At 34.4% G+C, this 23,396-nt stretch carries 23 protein-coding genes and 3 pseudogenes; 21 read left to right on the forward strand and 5 right to left on the reverse strand.

What is annotated here, in order from left to right:
• Positions 1–3 precede the first annotated feature (3 nt).
• The 5 genes from CRO21_RS06405 to CRO21_RS06425 all read left to right on the forward strand — a co-directional run bounded on the left by CRO21_RS06405 (position 4) and on the right by CRO21_RS06425 (position 7,110).
• Positions 4–1,236: a glycosyltransferase family 2 protein gene (locus tag CRO21_RS06405; RefSeq protein ID WP_097078487.1), complete on the forward strand. Its 1,233-nt coding sequence runs from the start codon at positions 4–6 to the stop codon at positions 1,234–1,236.
• An 80-nt stretch (positions 1,237–1,316) separates the two neighbouring features.
• Positions 1,317–3,731 carry a defense against restriction DarA-related protein gene (locus tag CRO21_RS17530; protein WP_171293995.1) on the forward strand — a complete coding sequence of 805 codons (2,415 nt, stop codon included), beginning with the start codon at positions 1,317–1,319 and terminating at the stop codon, positions 3,729–3,731.
• A gap of 76 nt (positions 3,732–3,807) precedes the next feature.
• A complete protein-coding gene (locus tag CRO21_RS06415; protein ID WP_171293996.1) occupies positions 3,808–5,232 on the forward strand; it encodes a hypothetical protein in 1,425 nt (474 codons plus the stop codon).
• Between the two features lie 148 nt (positions 5,233–5,380).
• Positions 5,381–5,992 carry a hypothetical protein gene (locus CRO21_RS06420; RefSeq protein WP_097078488.1) on the forward strand — a complete coding sequence of 204 codons (612 nt, stop codon included), beginning with the start codon at positions 5,381–5,383 and terminating at the stop codon, positions 5,990–5,992.
• Between the two features lie 17 nt (positions 5,993–6,009).
• Entirely contained in the window at positions 6,010–7,110 is a 1,101-nt protein-coding gene (locus CRO21_RS06425) for an XRE family transcriptional regulator (RefSeq protein ID WP_097078489.1), read from the forward strand.
• 11 nt (positions 7,111–7,121) lie between these two features.
• Here CRO21_RS06425 and CRO21_RS06430 read toward each other — a convergent pair whose 3' ends face one another.
• The 3 genes from CRO21_RS06430 to CRO21_RS06440 all read right to left on the reverse strand — a co-directional run bounded on the left by CRO21_RS06430 (position 7,122) and on the right by CRO21_RS06440 (position 9,596).
• Positions 7,122–8,117 carry a DUF4435 domain-containing protein gene (locus tag CRO21_RS06430; protein ID WP_097078490.1) on the reverse strand — a complete coding sequence of 332 codons (996 nt, stop codon included), beginning with the start codon at positions 8,115–8,117 and terminating at the stop codon, positions 7,122–7,124.
• 2 nt (positions 8,118–8,119) lie between these two features.
• On the reverse strand, positions 8,120–9,088 hold the full coding sequence (locus CRO21_RS06435; RefSeq protein ID WP_097078491.1) for an AAA family ATPase: 969 nt from the start codon (positions 9,086–9,088) through the stop codon (positions 8,120–8,122).
• Positions 9,089–9,203: 115 nt separating this feature from the next.
• Positions 9,204–9,596 carry a hypothetical protein gene (locus CRO21_RS06440; protein ID WP_097078492.1) on the reverse strand — a complete coding sequence of 131 codons (393 nt, stop codon included), beginning with the start codon at positions 9,594–9,596 and terminating at the stop codon, positions 9,204–9,206.
• Positions 9,597–9,765: 169 nt separating this feature from the next.
• Between CRO21_RS06440 and CRO21_RS06445 the strand changes: the two are divergent.
• The 10 genes and pseudogenes from CRO21_RS06445 to CRO21_RS06485 all read left to right on the forward strand — a co-directional run.
• Positions 9,766–9,914: pseudogene (locus CRO21_RS06445) on the forward strand (phage antirepressor N-terminal domain-containing protein); the annotation flags it as partial.
• Positions 9,915–10,145: 231 nt separating this feature from the next.
• Positions 10,146–11,081 (forward strand): type II toxin-antitoxin system HicB family antitoxin, encoded by a 936-nt coding sequence (locus CRO21_RS06450; RefSeq protein ID WP_097078494.1) that lies wholly within the window; start codon positions 10,146–10,148, stop codon positions 11,079–11,081.
• Positions 11,082–11,458: 377 nt separating this feature from the next.
• Positions 11,459–11,563: pseudogene (locus CRO21_RS17890) on the forward strand (Rha family transcriptional regulator); the annotation flags it as partial.
• Entirely contained in the window at positions 11,552–11,776 is a 225-nt protein-coding gene (locus tag CRO21_RS17665) for a hypothetical protein (RefSeq protein WP_378234954.1), read from the forward strand. The pseudogene CRO21_RS17890 and the gene CRO21_RS17665, both read left to right, overlap by 12 nt.
• A gap of 111 nt (positions 11,777–11,887) precedes the next feature.
• Entirely contained in the window at positions 11,888–12,697 is an 810-nt protein-coding gene (locus CRO21_RS06460) for a hypothetical protein (RefSeq protein ID WP_097078496.1), read from the forward strand.
• A 9-nt stretch (positions 12,698–12,706) separates the two neighbouring features.
• Entirely contained in the window at positions 12,707–13,420 is a 714-nt protein-coding gene (locus CRO21_RS06465; protein WP_228150379.1) for a hypothetical protein, read from the forward strand.
• Entirely contained in the window at positions 13,395–13,607 is a 213-nt protein-coding gene (locus tag CRO21_RS06470; RefSeq protein ID WP_097078498.1) for a hypothetical protein, read from the forward strand. Before CRO21_RS06465 ends, CRO21_RS06470 begins: the two co-directional genes overlap by 26 nt.
• A 103-nt stretch (positions 13,608–13,710) precedes the next feature.
• Positions 13,711–13,992: a holin gene (locus CRO21_RS06475; RefSeq protein ID WP_097078499.1), complete on the forward strand. Its 282-nt coding sequence runs from the start codon at positions 13,711–13,713 to the stop codon at positions 13,990–13,992.
• Positions 13,982–14,494 carry a glycoside hydrolase family protein gene (locus tag CRO21_RS06480; protein WP_097078500.1) on the forward strand — a complete coding sequence of 171 codons (513 nt, stop codon included), beginning with the start codon at positions 13,982–13,984 and terminating at the stop codon, positions 14,492–14,494. Before CRO21_RS06475 ends, CRO21_RS06480 begins: the two co-directional genes overlap by 11 nt.
• 1 nt (position 14,495) lies before the next feature.
• Positions 14,496–14,858 carry a hypothetical protein gene (locus CRO21_RS06485; protein ID WP_097078501.1) on the forward strand — a complete coding sequence of 121 codons (363 nt, stop codon included), beginning with the start codon at positions 14,496–14,498 and terminating at the stop codon, positions 14,856–14,858.
• Positions 14,859–15,006: 148 nt separating this feature from the next.
• Here the strand turns inward: CRO21_RS06485 and CRO21_RS06495 are convergent, their stop codons facing one another.
• Together CRO21_RS06495 and CRO21_RS06500 are read right to left on the reverse strand one after the other, a co-directional pair.
• Positions 15,007–15,669, reverse strand: a complete 663-nt coding sequence (locus CRO21_RS06495; RefSeq protein WP_097078503.1) for a hypothetical protein — start codon at positions 15,667–15,669, stop codon at positions 15,007–15,009.
• Between the two features lie 103 nt (positions 15,670–15,772).
• Positions 15,773–16,387, reverse strand: coding sequence for an SOS response-associated peptidase (locus tag CRO21_RS06500; protein WP_097078537.1), 615 nt, complete (start codon positions 16,385–16,387; stop codon positions 15,773–15,775).
• A gap of 529 nt (positions 16,388–16,916) precedes the next feature.
• Between CRO21_RS06500 and CRO21_RS06505 the strand changes: the two genes are divergently transcribed.
• The 6 genes and pseudogenes from CRO21_RS06505 to CRO21_RS06530 all read left to right on the forward strand — a co-directional run.
• Positions 16,917–17,441, forward strand: a complete 525-nt coding sequence (locus tag CRO21_RS06505) for a Panacea domain-containing protein (protein WP_097078504.1) — start codon at positions 16,917–16,919, stop codon at positions 17,439–17,441.
• 22 nt (positions 17,442–17,463) lie between these two features.
• Positions 17,464–18,408: an MFS transporter gene (locus CRO21_RS06510; protein WP_097078505.1), complete on the forward strand. Its 945-nt coding sequence runs from the start codon at positions 17,464–17,466 to the stop codon at positions 18,406–18,408.
• 450 nt (positions 18,409–18,858) lie between these two features.
• Complete coding sequence (locus tag CRO21_RS17540; RefSeq protein ID WP_171293997.1) at positions 18,859–18,999, forward strand: hypothetical protein; 141 nt, start codon at positions 18,859–18,861, stop codon at positions 18,997–18,999.
• A gap of 658 nt (positions 19,000–19,657) precedes the next feature.
• Positions 19,658–21,163 (forward strand): hypothetical protein, encoded by a 1,506-nt coding sequence (locus CRO21_RS06520; protein ID WP_097078507.1) that lies wholly within the window; start codon positions 19,658–19,660, stop codon positions 21,161–21,163.
• A gap of 183 nt (positions 21,164–21,346) precedes the next feature.
• Entirely contained in the window at positions 21,347–22,387 is a 1,041-nt protein-coding gene (locus CRO21_RS06525; protein ID WP_097078508.1) for an IS481 family transposase, read from the forward strand.
• Positions 22,388–22,848: 461 nt separating this feature from the next.
• Positions 22,849–23,396: pseudogene (locus tag CRO21_RS06530) on the forward strand (inovirus-type Gp2 protein); the annotation flags it as partial.

A 23,396-nucleotide genomic window follows, 5' to 3' on the forward strand; every position in this document is an offset into this window, starting at 1 on the left:
ATCATGACTACTAATTTAAATACTGATCTTGAAAATGATCATATTCTTCATGAACTGGCTCTCATTATCCCGGCACATAATGAAGAAAATGATTTACCAAAAACATTGCAATCAATATCAAAACAAACAGTAAAGCCGGGTTTAGTTGTGGTGGTTGCTGATAATTGTTCTGACCGAACAGTTGAGATAGCAAAGGCTTTTAATGTTACAGTTGTTGAAACTATTGACAACAAACATAAAAAAGCAGGAGCCTTAAACTATGGTTGGAATATGGTTAACGATTATGAATATGTTGCAACGTTAGATGCAGATACGATTTTAGAGGAAGAAGATTTTATTGAGAAATTACTAGCCCAATTAAAATCAGATCCTAATGTTGCCGGAATCATGCCACGATATACTGTCCAACACAGCAATCTACTTGAGAGAATGCAAATGTTAGAGTTTGCATCTACAACACTTGAGTTACTTCGTCGAGGATGTCATACCCATACTTTAGGAGGTCAATTTTCTTTATTCAGAAATGAGATCTTAAAAGAGATTAAACTCTCTTATGGTGTATGGTCACATGACTCTGTTGTTGAAGATATGGAGTTAACTGTGCGTTTATGGAAGCGTGGTTATCGCTGTGCCGTGTCTAGTGATACAAGGGCAGCTGCAGGAGGGATGTTTACATTAATGGGACTATGGTCTCAACGACGTAAATGGGAGGAAGGTATATTACGGATTCTGTTTGAAAATAAAATAGAGAAGTTCTTATACTTACCTTATCTTCGAACTGTGTCTTCTGTTTTTGATCTATGGATGCGGTTTATTCTATTATCAATGTGTTTTGTTAATTTTAATTATATTTGGTTATGGCTAATTACAATCATAACTTCAATTGATTATAAAGCTATTTATAAAGCACCTGATATTGAAAACCGTTGGAAGAATATGTTGTTGAGTACATGCTTTTTTGAGTTTTATACTTTTCATATTCTGTGTGTTAAGTTAGTTTCTTTATTTAGAATCATTGAGAGAAAGACTGATGATTTATGGAAGAAGCAACACATTGCCGAGAAGAGTAAATCAAAATCGCTACCAGTAGCATATTGTGTTCTGGTTCTACTTCTCATGTTGGTTTTTGCAAGCGTTATCACGATACCAGCGCTTATTTTACAGGTTAGCGTTGTTGTACTGGTCATTCGTTTTATATATCGTTTAACCAGATCTGATAGCGGTTACATGCCATAATAACACTTGGAACCAAACTCATATTCATATTTAAATCACTGTAACAATAGTTTCAAGTAATACTTTGAGGCTATTTAGCTGTGAAAAATACAAAACATTTCGTTCAAAAATATTCACCACATACCAGCTTTAATGTGGCTAGATTTGACTCACTGGTAAATAGTGGATCCTGTTCAATTGGATATATTGCAGGGGACTACCGTCATTTGTCTGCAATAGTCACTGAAGATGCTACAGAAAATGATCTTTGGCATATCGTGAATTTCAATAAAGACAAAGCATATTTTGATTCCTGTGCTGTGCTTGGAGTTGTTGATGTAGAAGAAGCGCAGAACATAGCGCAACTCTATTTCGGGCGTATGTTTGATGGCATAGCCACGGATATTGTGGTTAGTAATGAAAATGGATTAAAACGGCATTTGGATCATCCAGGATATCATCAAGGGAATCGGCCATTGATGAGCTGGCAATTAGAAAGATTACAGGATGTTCTTACCGGGACAATACCACAATGGGATGGACTACAGCTTCGTTCTCACTCAGGAAGTCTTGCGAACTTAATGTTCGATATGACCGTGCACGATGATGATAATGGGTTACTGACAGACTTCGATGGCCTACCTTCATTATTGGAACATTTAGATGGTGAGTATCAGGAATTTGATGCCCTGATCGTAGATTACCAACATTTAGATAAATTCACTAGTCTGCTGCACAAAGCCATGAATACAGCATCTACAGGTGGTGTGTCTATTGCCAATGTTGAGATTTCCAAACCCTTTAAGCGCAAAAATGTCGTGAATGTGGCGGTTAGTTACAACATGGCAGATGGTCAAAGTTTGACGGTTGTATATCATAATCCGGATAGTACACCCACAAAACTTGCTCCCAAGGATACATTGATTTCATGGAAAATCATGCTCAATAACCGAGATATAACTGGAGCAATTCAACCCAATCAAGGCGAAGGAATTGCATTACCGATTCTTGCTGGCCGAATCATGCGGTTGGTTAATAAAAATAGTGCTCGGTTCCAGCGGACTCAAGCTAAAAAAGCCCAGAATCAACAATTATTGGCAGATGCTCAAGCTCGTATAGGTGAAAAAGAAAGAACTAAAGCTGATTTGGATGCCGAAATCGAAAGTTTAAAGTCTCAGCTTGATCAAGTTGTAGCGCAGAACACAGCAGCTGATACAACTATGTCTGCGGTTCAGGATCCTTTTGCCAGTAATGAAACTACTGATCTTTCTAAAATTCCAGCTGATTTACATGCAGATTTTAAAAAATACAATCGTTGGCTAAGTAAAGATGTGACGATGGGACTTACAACTGGGCATAGCTTGGGTAAAAATGTTCAAGGTGTTTTTGCAAGTGTGAAATATGATCTTGATGATCAAACTCTGGTGTTTGAAATTAAAACATCAAATAATCGTATAGTCGTGCTTAGACCAAATGATGGTCAATTGAGTTTAAGTAATGAGGAGGATCGTATTGCTGATTTAACTGGTGATATGTTTGAACCTGAACCTGAACCTGAACCTGAACCTGAACCTGAACCTGAACCTGAACCTGAACCTGAACCTGAACCTGAACCTGAACCTGAAGCAGTAGTCCTCACTGGTAAAGAGTTAGGTGAATTTCCAGATACGCCAGAGGGTAAAAAGGAATTACGTGCAACTGCCAAGGCAGAGTTTGAGAAATTGCTTGGCCAATGGGTAGAATGTCCTGCTTTGGATTCTACAGAGGGTAAAAGTGCTAAAATCGAAATCCGTAAACGTGGTATTAAAGAGTTTATGGCTTTCAGTGGCGATCCTCGTAAATTGCAATTAGTTGCAGCAATTTCAGACATCATCAAGACAGCAAAACTACCTGCGAACGGATGGCAAGATAATCAGAAATTAGATAAGAAACCTAGAGTTAAAGGATACTATCACCTAACCAATACCGTGAAGATTGATGATAAAAATATTGATATTAGGGTTGTCATAGAAAAAGATGATGGTGGTTTGCTGCACTATGACATTATTGTGCCCAAATCGGTAGAGGAAGTATTTGATTCGATATTATATGAAAAAAGCAGATGCTCTAGCCCTGATAACTATTCAGGGGAAACATCTGCCTTTGATAAAATTAAATCACAAGACGAAAATTTAGTCAACGAGTTTGATGCAGCGTCAAAACAGAAATACGTCCTAAACCTTTTCATTGAAGGCGAAGATGATATTGAGGATGAGTTTGAAGACGAGGAAAATTTAGAGGACCAGCCCGCATCTGAACCAGAACCAAACCCAGTATTTAATGCAATCATTACTGGACAAAAAACCTTGTCGGTTGATACAGTTCAAGAGGCAATTAATGAAGCAAAAGTAGAACCAGGACATCAGCAATTAATTCCAGCTACATTGGCTTTATACCAGCAATATCAGATTCAACATGGGTTTGACAGTATTAATCTGGAACAAATGATAGAACAAGGAGAAGTTGCTAAATTATAGAAATTGGAACCTTTGTTAATTCAGCCAATTTGACTAAGCCACAATAGCGATAGTTTCTTGATATTGTGGCTTTATTATGTCTAAAAAATTTTCAGAAGAGCAAATTCAGCAAAATCCTATTGCTACATTGCAGTATATTCATAGTCAATTACAGCATGAATTAATCAATATTGCCCAGAATGGCGTTTTCAAAGGCCGCAACAATAAGGTCAAAACTGCCAAAGGTACTAAAATAAATACTGTTTTTGCTTTACTTGATATTGATAATGTCATTGCCTCACATACAGCCTCAGGTGCTGAAAATCCAAATTATCCTCAAGAATTGCAACCACGGGATCGTGGCCGAGATAGCTCACAAGCATGGGTGCAAAAAACTGCAAATGATCTGGATCCTGAAAGTCTGGGACGTACTGGTCGGGCAGATACCGGTGCGCCGATTGTAGGTGATGATTTGATTGTGGAATCTGGGAATGGTCGAACCATGGCAATTAAACTTGCCTATGAACGTGGTATGGCTGATGACTATCGGGAATGGCTAGAAGAGGAAGCAGAATATTTTGGCTTTAGTCAAGAACAGGTCCAAGCCATTGAAAAGCCAATTTTAGTGCGTATCCGCGTTACCCAAGTTGACCGGATACAATTCGCAATAGAAGCCAATCAGGATGACAAATTAAGTTACACCGCAACAGAACGTGCGAAATCTGATGCAAAACGTATTGATGAGCAGTTGCTAATGCTGTTTATGCCAAGTGATGATGGCGACTTAATGGCTGTCAGTAACCGAAAATTTCTTGCTGGTTTTATGGATAAATTGGGCGATACCGAAAGCGCACAATATCGTGATAGTAATGGCAATTTTACACAGTCTTTTGTAACCCGCGTTAAACAGGCAATTTTTGCAAAAGCTTATAACGATGACCGGTTACTGGAGATGATGGCAGATCACAGTAAGCCGGAAATGCAGAATATGATTAATGCACTAGCGGTATCTGCACCTAAGTTTATTGAGGCACAGGCAGTAAGTCGTGCTCAAATTGAGGATATTTCAAGTCAGATAATTGATGGTATGGAACAATCACTTGATGAAAAAGTGATGAATGCCATTATTGATGCAACCAATGCCATTATGGCTGCACGGCGAAATCACCAGGAAATCACAGAATTTGTTAAACAGCAGGGATTGTTCGGTGATTTGCCTGAGGGAGTGGCCGAACTGGCAGTATTTATAGCTGAGAATAACCGTAGTGCTAAAAAATTATCTACATTCTTTGAAGCTATGGCGGAATATGTAGAAAAAACTGGTCTGGATAAACAGAATTTTGGTCTTTTTGGTGAGCCAGAGCCAGTAAGTGTAATTGATGCTGTAAATTATGCTATGCAGGTCTATCAGGGTAATTATGATGATAAAGCGTTAGGAATGTTTGATGGCCTTTCAGAATCTGAAATTACCCAAGATCAAGCTGTAAATATTCTCCAAGCAATTTTAAATCGATTAGAATAAAGAAAGACCAAGGTTCATACATGCTCACTTAAGAAGCTTCTAGTTGACAAACTTGAATTTTTGCAATAAAAGTTGGTTGACAAATCATAAAAATAGCAATAAATTCATCTTAACCCAACATTTCACTTTTTTATTGCGGATACTTTTTATGGAAAGACATCATCCTTCTTATTTTGAACCTCAACTGACTGATGAAGTGGTTAGTTTTTTTGCCCAACATATGTTGAATATTTACACGGATATTCTTGATGTATTAAGTACTGAAGATGATTCAAATTATGGGCGAGGCACCAGTATTTTTGATCGGACCCGTAATCGTTTTCTAAACTTAATAATGAAAAGACAATGCCCGGTTGATGTCCATCTGGTTGATGGTTCATTAAAATTCATTTTTCAAATCGGTAATGCAAATATCAGATTTCTCAAAGATGATTTTGATAATCCAAAGAAAAAGAAATATCTCATGCAGCAATTGCAAAGTATGAGTTTATTTCCACTTGATGATCAACAACCTCAATTTTGGCGATTTATCTTAAATGAGCCCAAAACATTAGATGATGAACCAATAGTTGTTTTTGCAGGTTATAACTTGGCAAATGAAGTGGTTGCATATTGGGATTCAAGTAGCATTACTGATTTGAATTATATTCATTTAGTCGAACCAGAAACTCCAAATTCGGTGGAACTTGGTTCACCGTTAGTTGAAGATCCAGATCACGATAGTGATAAGGATGATGATTCCGAAGCTGTAAACAACTAATTGTAAGATGACTAGCCATGGCAACAGAGTTTAATGGCTTGGAGCTAAAGCTTCTTAGACAATTCAATGAATTATCTTTAGAAGAGTTAGGCGGCAAGCTGGACTATACACGTCAATATCTTCATAAAGTTGAAACTGGGCAAACCTTACCCAATGATCAATTTATTGACAAGGTGGCGCATTACTTTAATGTGCCACAGTCTTTTTTTATGCAACTAAAACCTGTTTTACAGGAAGACCAGATTCATTTTAGAGGTAATCGTACTGCCAAAGTTTCTTTTAAACAGATTGTTATAGCCAGAGGTGAATATATAAAGCGATTGATCGAATATCTGGATTCAAAGCTAAAATTGCCAAAATATGATATTCACAGTTCAGAAGATGAGCCGATTGCTCAGAACCCTGTAATTGAATTTATTGCTGAACAATGTCGTGAAAAATGGGGCTTAGGTTTAGGACCCATTAGTAATATGGTTCGTTTATGTGAAACACATGGCGTTATTGTGACTACATTTTCATCTATATCTAAAGAAGTAGATGCTTTATCTTTAGCCACAAAGCGTCCAGTTTTTGTGCGTAATGAAGCAAAAGAAAGTGTATGTCGCCAGCGTTTTGATTTAGCTCACGAGCTTGGTCATCTTGTTCTTCATGATGGTATTGTTACTGGTGATAGATTAACTGAATCACAAGCAAATCACTTTGCTTCTGCTTTGTTAATTCCACAAGTAATGATGCGTACGCACTTTCCTACTTGGTACAGAAATGGTCGTTACAACTGGACAAAGTTAGGTGAGTTTAAGCAGACATGGAAGGTAAGTAAGGCTGCTATTTTATATCGTGCAAAGCAATTGGGATTGTTAACTCAAGAGCAATATACAAGTGGTGTGATTTACTTGAAAAAAACAGGCGAGGGCATCACTGAAAAAGAAGATCACTTAATTCCAGAGGAAAAGCCTGAATTACTTCAAGCTTGTTTTACTATGTTGGCAAAAAAGAAAATCTTTGCAGAGGATATAGCTCAAGCTTTGGATGTGAATGTAAGTTTTCTTGAAAATTTGGTTAATATGGAGATTCCCAAAAAAACAAGAGTTTTAAGGGTGGTGGAAGAAAGCACCTAGGGGGGTGCTTTTTATGACGCAATTTCAGAAACTAGCTTACTAATTCTAGAATGGATTTCATCATCGGTTTGAATTGGGTAACATTGACAAAATGTTTCAATCGCAGATTGCATTTTGAAAGTATTCTTAAATTGTTTAATCCTGTCATTAATTGCTTGTCCTTCATATTCAGATTTAATTTTAATCAACTCCATGCTAAAAAGAGTATCTAGTAACTGATTGTGTATTTTTTTAACTAAATTATACATTGTATGACCAGATATAAAACGATAAGAGTTACTTTCATTAATATCTAGATCGAATAGATATTTTTTTGATTCATTTAAATCATTTTCAGAAAATACTAATTGTGAAAAATAATTATTTAAATTACTATCAATTATTTGCATTAAGCTTTCATCTAATGTTAGATCATCTTTAACAATTTGTTTGTCCAGAATATTAAAACAGTTATGAAATTCATCTGCAATAAGTCCAAGTTTATTCCCTGAATTTAATTCATGGGAGAAATGAACTAATCCCTTGAAAGTTAGAATAGACAGTTTTTTAATAAATGAATCTATGTCAATATTGTGTTCAATAGTATATTTTATAGATTTGAAGAAATTATTTAAATGATGTTTATCTAATAATGCACTTTCTCGACTAAAGCCAAAAGTATGAATGACAAATTTATTATTAATTACATCTTGAGAGTATGGGATATTAGAGTCAGGACAAATAAGATCATAGTCTGCATCTACAGCACATAAAGCTTTGATATTTGCATCTGTATACAGTTTTTCTAATGCTCGTTTACCTCTTTCTCCTGGGCGATCTGCGATTGATGCTTGGACATTGTATTTATTTGGAAAGTAAGAGTTTATAAACTTTTCCCAAAACACTTGATCTGAATCATCTTCTATATAGACTATTCCCTTCTCAGCAGCATCTTTATTACCTTCCTTGCTTGCATTATAAGCACCAATATAGTTTGGATTTGTTAGATACTTTATAAAATCGGACATTATTAAGACTCACTTATAATATCTTTAATATCAATGAAGCTGTCCATCCATCCATTCATAACTATAGCAGGGCTATGAGTCACGATAATAATCTGACTATTCTTATTAACTTTTCTTATTTGAGATAGTAGAGATTCTTGCCATGATAAATGTAATGATATTTCAGGTTCATCCATTAAAATAATTGAATTATTAGTATTAGCATTAATTACCTTTAAGAAAATATAAATAATTTGTCGTTCACCAGAAGATAGGTTTTTATATTTTATAGACTCAGAGTTTTTAAGATTAATAATTAGGTTATTATCCAATATTTCAACTGTCTTCTGAGACTCTTTAAAGAAGAAATTTAAAGAGTCTATTAAATCCTCTTGCAAAGATGCATTTTTGCTTAATAAGCGTTCTAATTCATTTTTAATTTCGAAATCAAGGAAATTTGAAATACGACCATCACTTGTTCGAATACTATTAATTGAATTTGCACTCATATTTACAGTTGAAATAAATTCTGTATTGTATTTATTTTTATTTTTTTTAAACTGATAGGATTCTATTTTATCTAAATTTAAATCCTGTTTTGCTAAATTTTGAGTTAGCTCTAATCTAATTTTATCTTTTAATAGCGCAAAATTTTTACGTTGAGATTTTTCGAGTTTATTTAATAATTGTTTTTCAAGTTCATTTGAATCAATAAATTCTTTTAAAGCCTTTTTAAAAATATCATCTGGAAGATTAAACTTTGAAGTTGCAAATGTTGAATCTCCATTATCAAATTCAACATTGACCTTATCACATAGCTTTAACTCATCATCTATGGGCTCTTGGGTGAGAGCAGTACTAATTAAACGAAGTATTGTAGACTTTCCTAACCCATTTTTTCCAACTAAGACGTTAACATCTTTTAATTCCCAATCAATATTTGTGTAACCAAACAAATTATCAATTGTTAATTTTTTTATCTTAGTACTCATATAGTTTATATAACCTTAAATTTGGTTCAGTTCTACTAAGCTTGACTTAGTAAGATTGCATATAAATGAAATTAGTATCGTAACGCAAATTCTAAATGTAGAAAAGACTTTATTGTTAGTCCCTAAAGCTTTCACTTCTAGGAATAGAATACCAATATCGAATTTTTTCACCATTATTCAAAGTTTCAATATTAATGAGTTGGTACTCTGGATGCTCATAAAATAGTCTTGAAATCATTTGCTCAGCACGTGAAGTGCGTTCGTGTTGTGGCTGCTTAGGGTATTCTTCAACACAATTCACATCCATAAAATAAATTGATCGGCCTGATTTACCTTCCTCTTTTGATTTTAGACCTATCTCCATAAGCTCAAGCATTGCGGTATTTAAAGATAAGTTATGGGTTTCAGCATAAGTCATTATTGCCTCATATTGTTCTTGTGGCATGCGAACTTGTGTGCGTTTCCAGTCATCTTGAGAAACGGCTCTACCAGTCTTTATATCATTCATTGAAAATGACCTTAAATTAATTTGACATGGTAATAACACTATGGAATACCAATTTTAATGACATGATAATCTTGTCAAAATAAAACTCCCCGAGAACTTTAGATGGTAACAGGTCTTCTCTCAACCTTCTATCAGTAAAACTGATATAAATATTTTAACACAGATCACAATGCCGTTTCATGCTTACGAGTTATTAATAGTAGAGCACAATAACCAACCTTATACTGCCATACGTCCGATTGTCAAAGGTATGGGATTAGCATGGTAGCTCAATATGTTAAGTTAAAACAATGCTTTGCATCAACTGTTATAGAAATCACAATATTATATCTTAATCTTAAGATAGGTAAAAAATTACTCGATATTCATACAACCCTATAAATCTAAAATAATTAAATATAAGAGTTATATTTGTATTGCTAGTGATAACGATATCTTAAATTTATTTGTTTAAAATAATACTTTTATGGTTATTGACAATAAAATATTAATAGATACTATATTATTAGTAATCCAAATTTTTAATTTTTAAGATTTAAGGAGGTATTTGTGAAAAATTACACAGTTATCGTAAAGGTTTTTGAATATAAATCATTGTTTAAAAAAGATATTTATGACGCAACTCTTTTTGAACAATCAACAATTAATGCGACTGGTTCAAGTTATGAAGAAGCTATAAAAAAGATTCATGAAAAAACTCTTGAATATTTTGATTTTTTAAGCGATCAAGGAACTGAAATTCCAGAGCCTGCGGAAATGTCAACAATCATGTTTAAAAATCGTGATAAAGATGTTTTCTTCCATGTAATCACAATCGATACATCGATATATAGCGAAAAAACGGAAAAAATCAATGTAACGATGCCGATTTTTTTAATAAGAAAAATTGATGATTTCTTAAAACATAAAGTACACAATACAAATTTGTTTTCTTCTCGATCAGATTACATAACAAAAGCATGTAAGCAATACCTTCCTCATGCTCATAATCTTGCAGCAATTTACAACAATGAAAAAAAATATTCTGCATTTAGATATAAAGTTGGAAATACGACAGATAATTGCAGTAATTTAATTGAATATTTAAATCATTCTTTTTGTGAAGAAGTTACTCTTTTTGCAACGCATAGAACACCAACTCATGGTTTTAGTCGTGACGATGGTCCTGATACGAATCTGCCCCTTTTGGGAGCAATTGTTAAACTTAAAATGCCTGCTTTAAAAGAGACTTATATTTTATTTGATGGACTTTTCTTGACTGCGCAAAGAAAGCCGCGCTACAACGAAGTCAAAAATGTTTTAGATACAGCTGTTGCAACAAACAAAACATGCTTCATACAATTGCCTGTTCCTTTTACCTCTCAACTAGATCCCGAAGAAGCTGTGAAATTATTGGGTGAATTCCCTCGTCATAAATTAACTCAAGATTCTAGACCTCAATTTTTTAATTTATTGAGTAGTCTTTCAGAAGCTCAAATGAATTGATTTATAGCCCTGCATAAACAGGGCTTTTCTTTGGAACCCACTACAAAACCATTATTTACGCTTTTCTATGATTGATGTACAGGCTAGACCGTACATCGAAAAGAAAATGTATAGATACCATCCATTTTCTTGCCTGTCATCTATAGACGGTTAGATATCTACTTATGAACATGATGACCAGCTTAACCATGCGAGGCTTGGTATCAAACTAAAATGGTGAACCAACTACCACCAGCTATGCAGTGGCAGATGCTTTTGATAAAACACACAGCTATGTAATGCGAGATATTAAAAATTATTAATCATTGTGGCTAAGAATTTGTTAAATCCAATTTTGGATTAACCTTTGAAAACAAAAAGATAGGAGACACAACAAGAAGTACACCCTTTATCGAATTTCTAAGGATGGATTTATGTTGCTTGTCATGGACTTCACTGGTGAAAAGGCTATGAAAACCAACATAGATTTTATTAATGCGTTTACCTGGATGGCAGAACAATTAACTCAAGTTGTCCAATCAAAATGGGTGAGATACAATCAAGTTAGCCTTGAGCATAAAAGTAAAAAAGAGCATGTAAGTTGTTCGGCTCGTGATATGCGGTCTTGGCAGGAGGAAAAGCCTGTTTATGAAGGTGAGATTACTCAACCTGAAATAGATTTACAGCCTCAGTTTCCTTATTTGATACAAGGTTAATTTTTTAAATTATAACTTGGCCACCTTTGGGTGGCATTTTTACTTCTGGAACCCTGCATATTTCAGCATCAATCCACCTGAAAAAATACCCTAAACAAATAGGGTATTTTTATGAGTGACGATTTCATTACAAATGCTACTGCTGCAAACAGTAAATATGCAGAACTGCCAACAAGTACTAACAGTCTTCTAATTGAAGCGCTTTCAGATAAGTTAATTGCGACTTTCGCCCTATGCGATAAAGAAGGAAAGGCTTCGGAAGACAAAACCACAGTCAAAGGTATGTTTACAGATGGTGATATGAGTATTGAAAGTCAGTGGCAAACCCCTTTTGAAAACTCCAATCCGGAAAATAAATTGCCAACTTTGATGGCTGGAATTCAATCCGGTGAAATGTTAGAGGCGGGAGGGAAGGTCGTTAGCAATCTTGCAGGTGATTATGCTAAAAAAATTACTGATGCTATTGATCCACTCACATCTACATTAAGAAATGGTTTAAATGGATTAGTCGGTAAAACTAATCTTACTAAAGTTAATACCCAACAAGTTTTTTTATCAACAGCATCTGTAAGATTGAGTTTAAGTCTTTCATTTATAGCTATTAAAGATGCCCGTGAAGAAGTCGAAAAGCCAATTTCAATACTCCAGCAATGGGCCTTGCCAAAATTTCTATATGACGACTCATTAATTACAAGTGTTTCTAAAGATGGATTATCAGGATTATATCCCAGTGAAATCCCTCCATTTGTTTCTCTAACTTTACATGGCAAAACGTATAAGCCTCTCATTATAGAGAGTGTCCATGCCCCTTTAAATGCACCTATAGACAGCAATGGTAATCGATTGGCAGTAACCGTTCAGGTGAATGTCATTACTCTGACCGCATGGGATAAACAAGATATCGTAGATTTATATAAATAAGGAACAATTATGATCACCTTTGATGATGTAAAAATCGGACCAAATCTTTATCAATTGAAAGAACTAACATTCAATGAGGCATTGAAAGTATCAGTCATTCAAAAAGACTTAAATGAAAAACGTATAACTGAATTTTTACGTAATGTCTTGGTCAGTGATCAGGATCCCTTAAAAATGTTTGTACAAGAACGCTATGCAATATTGCTCAAATATTTAGAAAAACAGACCAATACACTGTTATCCATTAATATTGACATGCAGCAATATTTACCTAAATTGAATACCGACTGGTTACCAGAAATATCAGTTAAAGGGGCTGTAGTACGTCAAATGTCAGGATTTGAAGCTGAATATTTAGAATCAAAATGCAAAAGTGTTGCGGAATGGATTGCCTGTGCTATGGCCATACAACTTAAATACGATAAGCATGAAAAATTAGATGCTTTTCCGGATCCAGAAGAAAACGACTTTGAAATACATTTTCTGGAACGTTTGGAATATCTAAAGTCACTTCCACAAAGTGAGTTTGAACAGCATTATCAGGTATATGCTGATCTAAATGATTTACTATGTACCGTTGTGGATTTAGCTGTCAATGATCAAGGCTTTGTCGTAAGAGGTACAGATGATGCGCCGCTTCGATTTTGCCCCTCTGCCGCTTTTATCGGATTCGTCAAAGACGTGGACGAGTTGCGTTATGGAAACAGCATTCAAACTCAGTAAAGATTCTGGCATGCAATTAAATCATGCACTTGATTCCCCAATCAGTTTTGCATCGATTTTTTATGATTCAGATGCTTATAAGATTGTGAAACAGGAACGCAAGTACGAAGCTGAAAAACAACAAACACTTTATAAAATTGCCAATGAAATAATTAAGGCACTTAACAATATCAATAGTTCATCTTGAATTAATGTAAATCTGGAACATGCGATAAACCCCTTTATTTCATCAACTCATAATTATGTCTATCGAAGAACGACTTAATTTATGAGATGAAAGGGGATAAAGCATGTCAGCAGATCATGCCCAAACCGCAATAGAGGCAAGTGCAGCTGTAACAAGCGCCTCTTCAAAAACAGCAGTAGTGGGTGGTTCAGTTACTTTTCTTGGGTGGGTTACCAGTTTAGATCCGATCACCATTATTGGTGTGTCTGTGGGTATTGGTGGTTTGCTTGTCAGTGTTTTGAGTTTCTTAATCAATTGGCATTACAAAAAACTCGAGAACAAACGTGCGGATGAAATTCATCAATTAAAAGTAAAAGAATTAAAGGGGGAGTGTGATGCAAAATAAAACTAAATATATTGTAACCTTGGTGTCGGCTGTAAGTTTAGGTGGAGTAGCTTTTACTGCTGGATACGAAGGATTCACCTCTAAGCCGGTGATTCCAACCAAAGGCGATGTGCCAACAATTGGTCATGGTACTACTGTTTATCCCAATGGCCAAAAAGTCAAAATGACCGATAAAGCCATTACTAAGCAAGAAGCTGCATATTTCTTGAAAGATCATATGAATAAAAATCAGAAAGGTTTTAACCAAAGTTTATCTGGTGTGAAATTATCTGAGCAGGAATATGACTTGTATAACGACTTTGTTTACCAATTTGGTCTAGCGAGTTGGAAAAATTCTTCAATGCTTAAAAATTTAAAAGCAGGGCAATACGTCGCAGCATGTAAGTCGTTATTGAAATGGAAATATGTTGCAAAGCGTGATTGCTCTGTGCGATCAAATAATTGCTATGGTGTGTGGACCAGGCAACTAGATCGATATAACAAGTGTATTGGGGTAAATTGAAATGACTTGGATTCTACTGAATAAACGCTGGGTTGTGATCCTTATTTTATCGGTATTGTACGTAATCCAGATTGCGTACACTAATCATCTATCAAAAAAACTGAATGAAGCTGCCGCAGAATGCACTACAAAAATTCAGAAAATTGAACAGGCACAGCAAGAGGCTTTATTAAAAGCACAAAATCAGGCAAATCAAGTGAGCGCAGACTATGAAGCAGCAAAAGCAGAACAACAAATCAAAGTTGAAACAGTTACACGTGAAGTTCAAAAAATCGTTGAACGTCCTGTGTACCTTAACAATTGTTTTGATGATGGCGGCTTGCAGCAACTCAACAGTCTTATCAAAGCCGACAATCCCGAGTAATTTAACTCAACCTTGTGCATATCTACAAACCATAAACGGTACCGATGGTAAGTCTGTAATGCTATGGGCTGTAGATACGGTAGCAAAGTATAATGATTGTAAAATCAGGCATGGTGCGCTTGTTAAGGCGGTTCAATAGTATTTAATTTTACCTATTCGGACCAAACATTCCTGATTTTACCAATAATTCCCATACTTTTTTAATCGCTTGTCCAGTTTCTTGGTTTACGAACAACGATGATCTTTTGCCATGTGGCTTACCTAAAAGATAGGGAGTGATAGTTTCCCATGACTCTGAAAAATCACTATATTTTGAATATTGAATAGCTTTGTCTAATAGTAATGGCATAACTGTAGGCAATGATATAGTCCCATCTTGATGAATATCACCATACCAATGACATGTCACTTTTATAGGGGTTGCTGAAGAATTATATAGTTTCACATTTATTCTTTCTGCTTTGATAAATGCTCCAGTACTCTTTAACTCTTCAACTGAGTCAATTACTTTTTGTCCATCATCATATGGACATGTTATAAATCCATGTGCAAAGAAAACACTATGATCCAATCCTTCATAGCCACAATCTCTATGGGGCACAATAACTTCCCGCTTTCTTTTATTGGTGTTAATTAAAGGGTGCCATTCTGGATACCAATCAATTATAGGCCCCAACTCTTCAAATAAGTTTTCTAAAAAAACAGAACTTTTAGCCTTCTCTACATCACTTAAGTCGGTTAAGTTTGATAATAAATATCTTTTAGCCGACTCTTTACCATCATGAATTTCTTCATCTGCTCTAAAAGCCATAAATAATTACTCCAATTAATAATTTAGTCATGATATTTAAATTTAATGCATAAAACAACAATATTATGCGCAATGTTTAAATTTCATGTTTTAGTTTTAAGATTTAAGGCTTTAGTTCTTGTTTATATTGTTCAATATCAAATAATTTAAAAAATTCACCGGCATTCTGCTTATTAGATGAAAGCCAGTCATCTCGTAAATCTTTTGGTACCACTACAACGGATCTCTTTTCATCTTCCGGTTTATGAAACTGCTTCATCATGTCATGATGTTCTGCATTTACAGTGAGCATAGTAAATGATCGAATTATTTCATCTTCAATTTTTGTGATTTCATATAGGCCGGCTATTGTGAAGATTTCACCATCTTTGCGTTCAATGCCATAGCTGTGTGCTTTTCCATTTATATATTTGGGTTCATAGATTTTTTGAACCGGGATTAAACAGAATTGAGATCTTGCCCAAGATTCACGAAAACTTGGTTTCGATGCTACAGTTTCGGTCCGAGCATTATATGTAAAGCGGCTAAATTTCTTATCGTCTGTCCATTTCGGTACTAATCCAAACTGCGCCTCTCGCCATTCCCAGCCAGATTCACTTTTAAAAATAATAGGTGAAGTATAGCCAGGGTAGATGTCATCTCTATAATCAAAAGTCGGCTCAAACATATCCAGCTGATATGCCTGTATTTTGGCAATAGGTTTAAAGTTTGCGCACATCATAACACCTGCATTAATTTCAACCGGAAAGAGGACCATCATTCACTATAAGTGGTGAGTTAATCATGCTTTAAACGATAAATATAGCAAAAATTATATTGCTTCTAATGTTAGACAAGCTTTACTTTATTACAAACGTCATGATGAGCTGTACTGATTGATAGTCTATATGAACTTCATATGCGGTGTATTAACGGAATCATTAGACGAAGTTGCTAACGTTAGTATAAGACGTGTAACGTTACGCTAATTTGTGCGGTTTTTTATTAAATTGTGCGAAATAATCATTGCTCACAACAAACGTTGTATATACTATACTAATAACAAACCTTGACGACCAACTAGTTGCCAAGGTGTTTTTATCTTAAGGAGGACACTATGAACATGCATATCCGTGAGGTTAGCACTCTTCATCTAACCTCTGTATCAATTCTTTATTTTCACCTTGTAGAATACCGACAATGATGTGCCATTAATTGTAATAAAAATTTTTAAAATAATGGTAAATATTAAACAGGTGAGGTGTATTATGAATAACGATAATGTTAGATTTTCAGCATTAGACATTGCAAATTTCATTGTTGACTATGCAAATAATGAAATGAAGTATAAAAATTTAACGCCAATTAAGCTACAAAAAATATTGTATTATGTTTATGTAAATTGTTTAACTAAGCATAATTATAAGTTATTTGATGATTCTATTGAAAAATGGAAATTTGGACCTGTTGTGAATCGTGTTTATCATAGTTTTAAAACCTATGGTACTTCGCATATAGATGCTACAGTAGACAATTATAAGTTTACTGATAGAGCTGATGGAGGGTTTAGTTTTGAAATTATTCCGTTTAATAAAAGAATTATAGAAAATTCTTTAGTGGCAGATGAAATTAAAGCTACAATTAATCAATATATTGATATGGCTCCTTTCGATTTAGTAGAAAAAACTCATAAAGAAATCCCTTGGAAAAAATTTGAGTCTGATATTTTAAGTGGAATTAAGGGCTTAGTTTATTCTGATGAAGAGCTAATTAATTACTTTGGTAATAAATGATTTAAAATATAGGGGCTGGTAGGTGGAAATACAAGGAAATATTTTAGATGAATTTCTTAAGCGCCTAATTACCAGCCCAGCCAGTAAAGAAGCTATTCAAAGTTTATTGGAGGCATTTGAGGAAGTAGTTAAAATTAGAAAATGCTTGCCAAACTTTGATATTCCATATGATGATATTACTGAGTTTATTTACCAATACAATGGTGATATAAATATTGATGATCTTGAATCTTTAATGGGACAAGTTGAAAAATTATGCATAAAAAAGTTTCCTAATGATTCGAGTAACAAACATCCAACACATAAATGTTTTTATAAATTCAAACAGCATATATATTTGGCAACAACTCAAAAAAATTATATTCAAAAAATATCGGAAGATGCTTCTAAAATTGCGAAACAGGCTGAGAAAGATGCTACATATGCAAAAAAACAAGCTGGTAAAGCTAAAAAACTTACTCAAGGCATGGTCGCAAATTACGTTTCAATTTTAGGTATTTTTGCGACAATTATTATCACGGTATTTGGTGGGATTAATTTAATAAGTTCTACAGTGAAATTGCTTGAAGATAATTCAAGGTTATCCTTTTTAGTATTTGTAGTATCTTTCCTTATGGCATGTTTATTAACACTTGTACGGATGCTTACAACTTGGATAAGTTCAATAAATAGATTTGAAGAAAAAGATGAAACTACTTTAAATGAAAAAGAAATATCCATAAAAGCTGTATGGACATGGTTTACTAACACGCTAGGTAATATTGTTAATTGGTCACTGTATACAAAAGCAATGCTATTTCTCGGTATTTTAATAATTGGTAGTTTAATTTGTATCATATGTAATTCCAATGCAGTTTTCCATAAAAATGGATTTACTGAATTTGATGATATGAAAAAAGTTCACAATCAAAGTACAACTGGTATTAATATCAATATAAACCCTGAAGAAAAGAAAAATGCTCCTTAAAACAATAAGGTAAAGTTACTTTTTATTCTCTCACCACGTCCACATATCTCAACCGATTCTTGCAAATATAATATTGTGCATCACTCTGAGTCCCAAATTGTTTTGCTATATCTTTATTGCTATCAAATCGTCGTATTGTTAGGTGCATTTCAGAAATATCAGAATAATCCTGATATTCTTCAATAACTTCAATTGACGTTGTTAAATATTTGCCATCTTTTTTTATATACCAAGGTCTCATAATTTGATTTCGTTACAAATTCAAGGCAAATATTAAACAATGAGGAATAAAAATTCAAATTAAAAAAAGAGGTTGATAATCAGTAATGCGACTATCTGTGACGTTCAAAATTGTATCTGATGCTTCATTAAACCACTACATAAATATAATGGATTGCTAACGCTAGATATCATATTTATTAGTTAATCATATACCCGAGGAAAATAAACATGACTAACAAATCAGATCAAGAGTTAAATGAGCAAAAAGAATCCAATGATGACAAAGGAAATCAGGACTCTTATCAGAATTCAAAACCTGAGAAAAAACCGAACAAGGAACCTGAGAATCCGCTTAGAGAGCAGAAATAAGTGAAAACTGATATTTATACTCTATAGATTTGACAGGATTTTTGACAGACTTCTATCAAATACAATGATACACTATTTGAGATAGCTATTGTAATGCATTGATTTATAAGGCATGTAATATGATAGAGTATAATTAAATAGTATTAAAATAGGTTCGAGTCCTTGATCCTCTGCCAATATTCAAAAAAACCTGTTGAAATATAACAGGTTTTTTTATGTCTAAAATTTTAACCCACATAATAGCCCACATAAAATTTTTGATTAGTTTGGTTTCTGTTGGAAGAAGTTAGAAGCTTTTGGACAGTTGTTTAGATTTGTAGGTTATTCATCACTTTTGAAAAATAAAAATAACTTTTAACTTTTGATAGGATTTTAGTGGTCTCAAAAGTTTTAAGCTAGCTAACTGTTTTGTTCAAGATATGTAATCAAATATTTTAACCACTGAATCTATGTTAATCCCTACCATTTGTATCTCGTATAAGATTTTGGCCTATATTCATCTAATACTTAGTCTTAATTTTCCTGATAAATAAGAAATAAGAACTTGGAATTAATGTAAAAATATCTGAGAATTGTATAGAAAATTAATGGGAATTAATGGTTTACTGGCTTTGAATTCTTATTGTAGTTTTGTTTATTACCCTTAAGAGCATAATATATGGATCAGGAAAAAATAATGCAGAATGATGCACTAGATGTGGCAGAAGATAGTGCAAGTAGTGGTTTAAATAATATCTTAACTGAGCAAGTTAGCCAATCTATCGATGATCTTGCAGGGGCAATCATTGAACAGTTAGTAGCGGATGAGCGGTTTAAAAAGTTATTCAATCAGCCTCAGCGTAGTGACCAACCAAGAAAACAACGGTTGTTGGCTAGGCAAAAAAATAAGGAACAGCACTATCTATTACTAGAGGATTTAGTTGCCCAAGATAATAATGGTCTAGCATTGAGCATTAAGGCTGACCAATTTGCGAAAGAATATTTACAGGTTGTAGATATTTTATATCGGGAACTTGAAGCTGAGTATAATGATTTTCCAGTTAAACATCATAAAACAAATTCGTATCTACAACGGCTTCTTGTGGGGGATAGCCGGAACTTACAGACTTTAATGCGGATAGAAGTTTTTATGCTGACTTTATTACAGCAAAGTACGCCTGCATTTTTATATTCTAAAGAGCAAATGCCACAGATAAAGCTTGAAAGTTCCAAACAGTTAGAACAAAGAGTGACTCGTTTAGGTCGAGAGTTTTTATTTCTTTGGAGCGAAATGGACTTTATAAAACAATTGAACGGAGGTTACTTCACCCGCAATGTGCAACTTCTTGCAGATTTCTTTTGGCACCAAGATCCTTCAATCAAAAAATTTAGTGGATTTAAAATCATAAAAAGGGACGCAAATCCTGAGTCATTAAAAGAGTTAAGTGATCTGTTTATTGAACTGGTAGGTTTTGCTCGGAGAGGTAAGTTTCAACCTAATACAAGGGATCATCGTCCAAGAGCTGGATTTGTTGAACCTGATACTGAAATCGTCAAACCAAGCTCTATTGCGATGACTAAAGACTGGATTAAACGGTCGCAACAACTGCAGGAGGCTATTGACTATTTCAGAAGGTATAAACAAAAAAATATTGTTCTATATCGTTTTCAAATACAATTAAAACTTAAAAATAGTAAAGTGCCTTATGAGCAATTCCAGAAGTTTTTTGGCATAGTAAATAAAAAAGCAGTTAGACCACAGGGCTTCAAGGGGTATTTGGATTTCTTGTACTTTTGGAAAGAAAATTTTATTACCCAAAACCTTATACAGGATATGATTATTATTCTGGATGCTAGCTCTCTCATAGATATACCTGAACAAGATGATCAAAAAGCAAAGCTTCGGGACATTCCTGCTGAATTCCTTGAATACATGCGAATGATACTAAATGAGAATTCCGAAATTTTTGGGGATCGGAAACCTATTCTAAAGCTTTATCCTATTCCTGTTATGCAAAGTAAGGCGTGGGACATACCAGCAGAATTGATTATTGAAACAGATGATAAGGTAAAAAGAGCGTTTTTTGAAGATCGTATTTTGCCTTACTTTGTGTATATGGAAACATTTGATGTGAATTACTCTGACGACATTAAAAACCGTTTTAAGCGAGGACAAAAAAGTTAAGTTGTTTATAATGAATGGGAGGATTGGAAGAGTTAAGCAAAGTTAGTGTTGTGCCTACATAGAACAGATATACTGGTATAAATTGGAATAGTCTCAATCTGATCGGACACTGCTCTTGAAAAAGAGAAAGTTACCCGTTTTGATAAAGGTGTCGAATCTTAATCAAACAAAGGTAACTTTCTTATGTTGCATACTAACAACCAAATCATCAAACACAAAGTAGGCTTGCTCAATTTGGCTGAAGAACTTCAGAATGTTTCTAAAGCCTGTAAAGTCATGGGTGTTTCAAGAGACACCTTCTATCGTTATCAAGAGTTAGTCCAGTCAGGAGATGTTGATGCGCTCATCAATAAATCCAGGCGGGTTCCTAACTTAAAAAATCGTGTAGATGATGCCACAGAACAAGCCGTTATTGATTTTGCAATCCAATATCCAGCTTATGGTCAGCATCGTACCAGTAATGAACTACGCAAGAACGGAGTATTCGTTTCAGGAAGTGGTGTCCGTTCGATTTGGTTGCGCCATGAGCTTGAGAACTTTAAGAAACGACTAAAAGCGTTGGAAGCCAAGGTAGCACGAGATGGTATTGAATTGAATGATCATCAGATTGCAGCACTTGAACGTAAGCATGAAGATGACGTAGCCTGTGGTGAAATTGAAACAGCCCATCCAGGTTATCTGGGTGCACAGGATACGTTTTACGTTGGTAATCTCAAAGGTGTTGGACGCATCTATCAACAAACGTTTATTGATACCTATAGCAAGGTTGTTCATTGCAAGCTCTATACAACCAAAACGCCCATTACAGCTGCTGATTTGTTGAATGATCGGGTTCTACCATTCTATCAAACTCAAAACTTACCCATGCTTCGTATCCTGACAGACAGGGGCACAGAATATTGTGGGAAGGTAGAACAACATGATTATGAGCTGTATTTAGCGATTAATGATATTGATCACACGAAAACCAGAGCAGCATCCCCTCAAACGAATGGGATTTGTGAGCGTTTCCACAAGACGATCTTACAGGAGTTTTATCAAATTACTTTTAGGAAAAAATTGTATAGTACTCTAGAAGATTTGCAGTCTGATCTGGACGAATGGCTAAAATTCTATAATACTGAACGAACTCATCAAGGCAAAATGTGCTGTGGTCGAACACCGCTAGAAACATTACTTGATGGAAAGAGAATTTGGGCTGAGAAGAATTTAGCTCAAATTTAACCTGACAGGCACATTAAAAAATGGGTAACTGTCTGATCAGATTTGAGCCAGTACATATAAATTTAGAGAGCCTTAATTCTTGTTTGTATTTTGAACTTGAATAGGGCTTATAATTAGTAACATCTGATAGCTTCAAATCCCTCTCCCATCGAGCTTTACTGCTTTATCTCCTTAACCTCTCATTGTACATATGACTTAAAAAATCGCTGGGATATAAATTTAATTATAATTACATAACTTATAAATCCATATGTACTCAGTATGTATTCAAAACCATGTTCGCTAAAAAAAATCTATAAATCATACGAGTGTACAACTATAAATTATTTCTTTCTAAAAATCTAAGATTAGAAAATCTCATGATTGGTATTAAAGAATTTTCATTTCTGATTCATCAAACCCTTGGGTAGTTAATTACAGAGTCATCTCTCCTATGGGTTAGGACCATAGGAGATACTTACATGAATCACAATGAAATACTCATTCAGATCGAAGACTTGATGCTGGATATTTGTTCTGACAAATATCATTGGAAAGAAGTTCAATACGAACTTGAAGATTATTGGGAAGTTGCTACTAATATTTATGATCCTGACCTTGAATATTCACCCATGTTACAAGCTTACTTTGACTTGATGTCGATTCATAGTTCATCAAGGCTTACATGTAGAACAAGCTCAAATAGATCATTGTTCCATTCACGGTCTAATTTTCTCAATTTCTGTGATGGCCTATTGGACGAACATCAAGCTTTTATTAAAAAGCATAAACGACAACGCCGACGTAATTTTATTGTCCTTAAAGACAACTTTGAAGCGTTATTGGATAGACATTGTAAATTACTACTGGTACGTGTCGATGTCAGTTATCCCTATGAGGTAGATATTGATATCCACCGATTTAATGCTGACCTCCAAATTCTTCGAAAACGTATTAGTGACCGTCGGCATTGCTTTAAAGGTGTACTGGATTATGCATGGGCGATTGAACAGGGACGAGACAAAAGCTA

It is taken from the genome of Acinetobacter puyangensis, assembly GCF_900096995.1.
Classification (GTDB): Bacteria; Pseudomonadota; Gammaproteobacteria; order Pseudomonadales; family Moraxellaceae; genus Acinetobacter; species Acinetobacter puyangensis.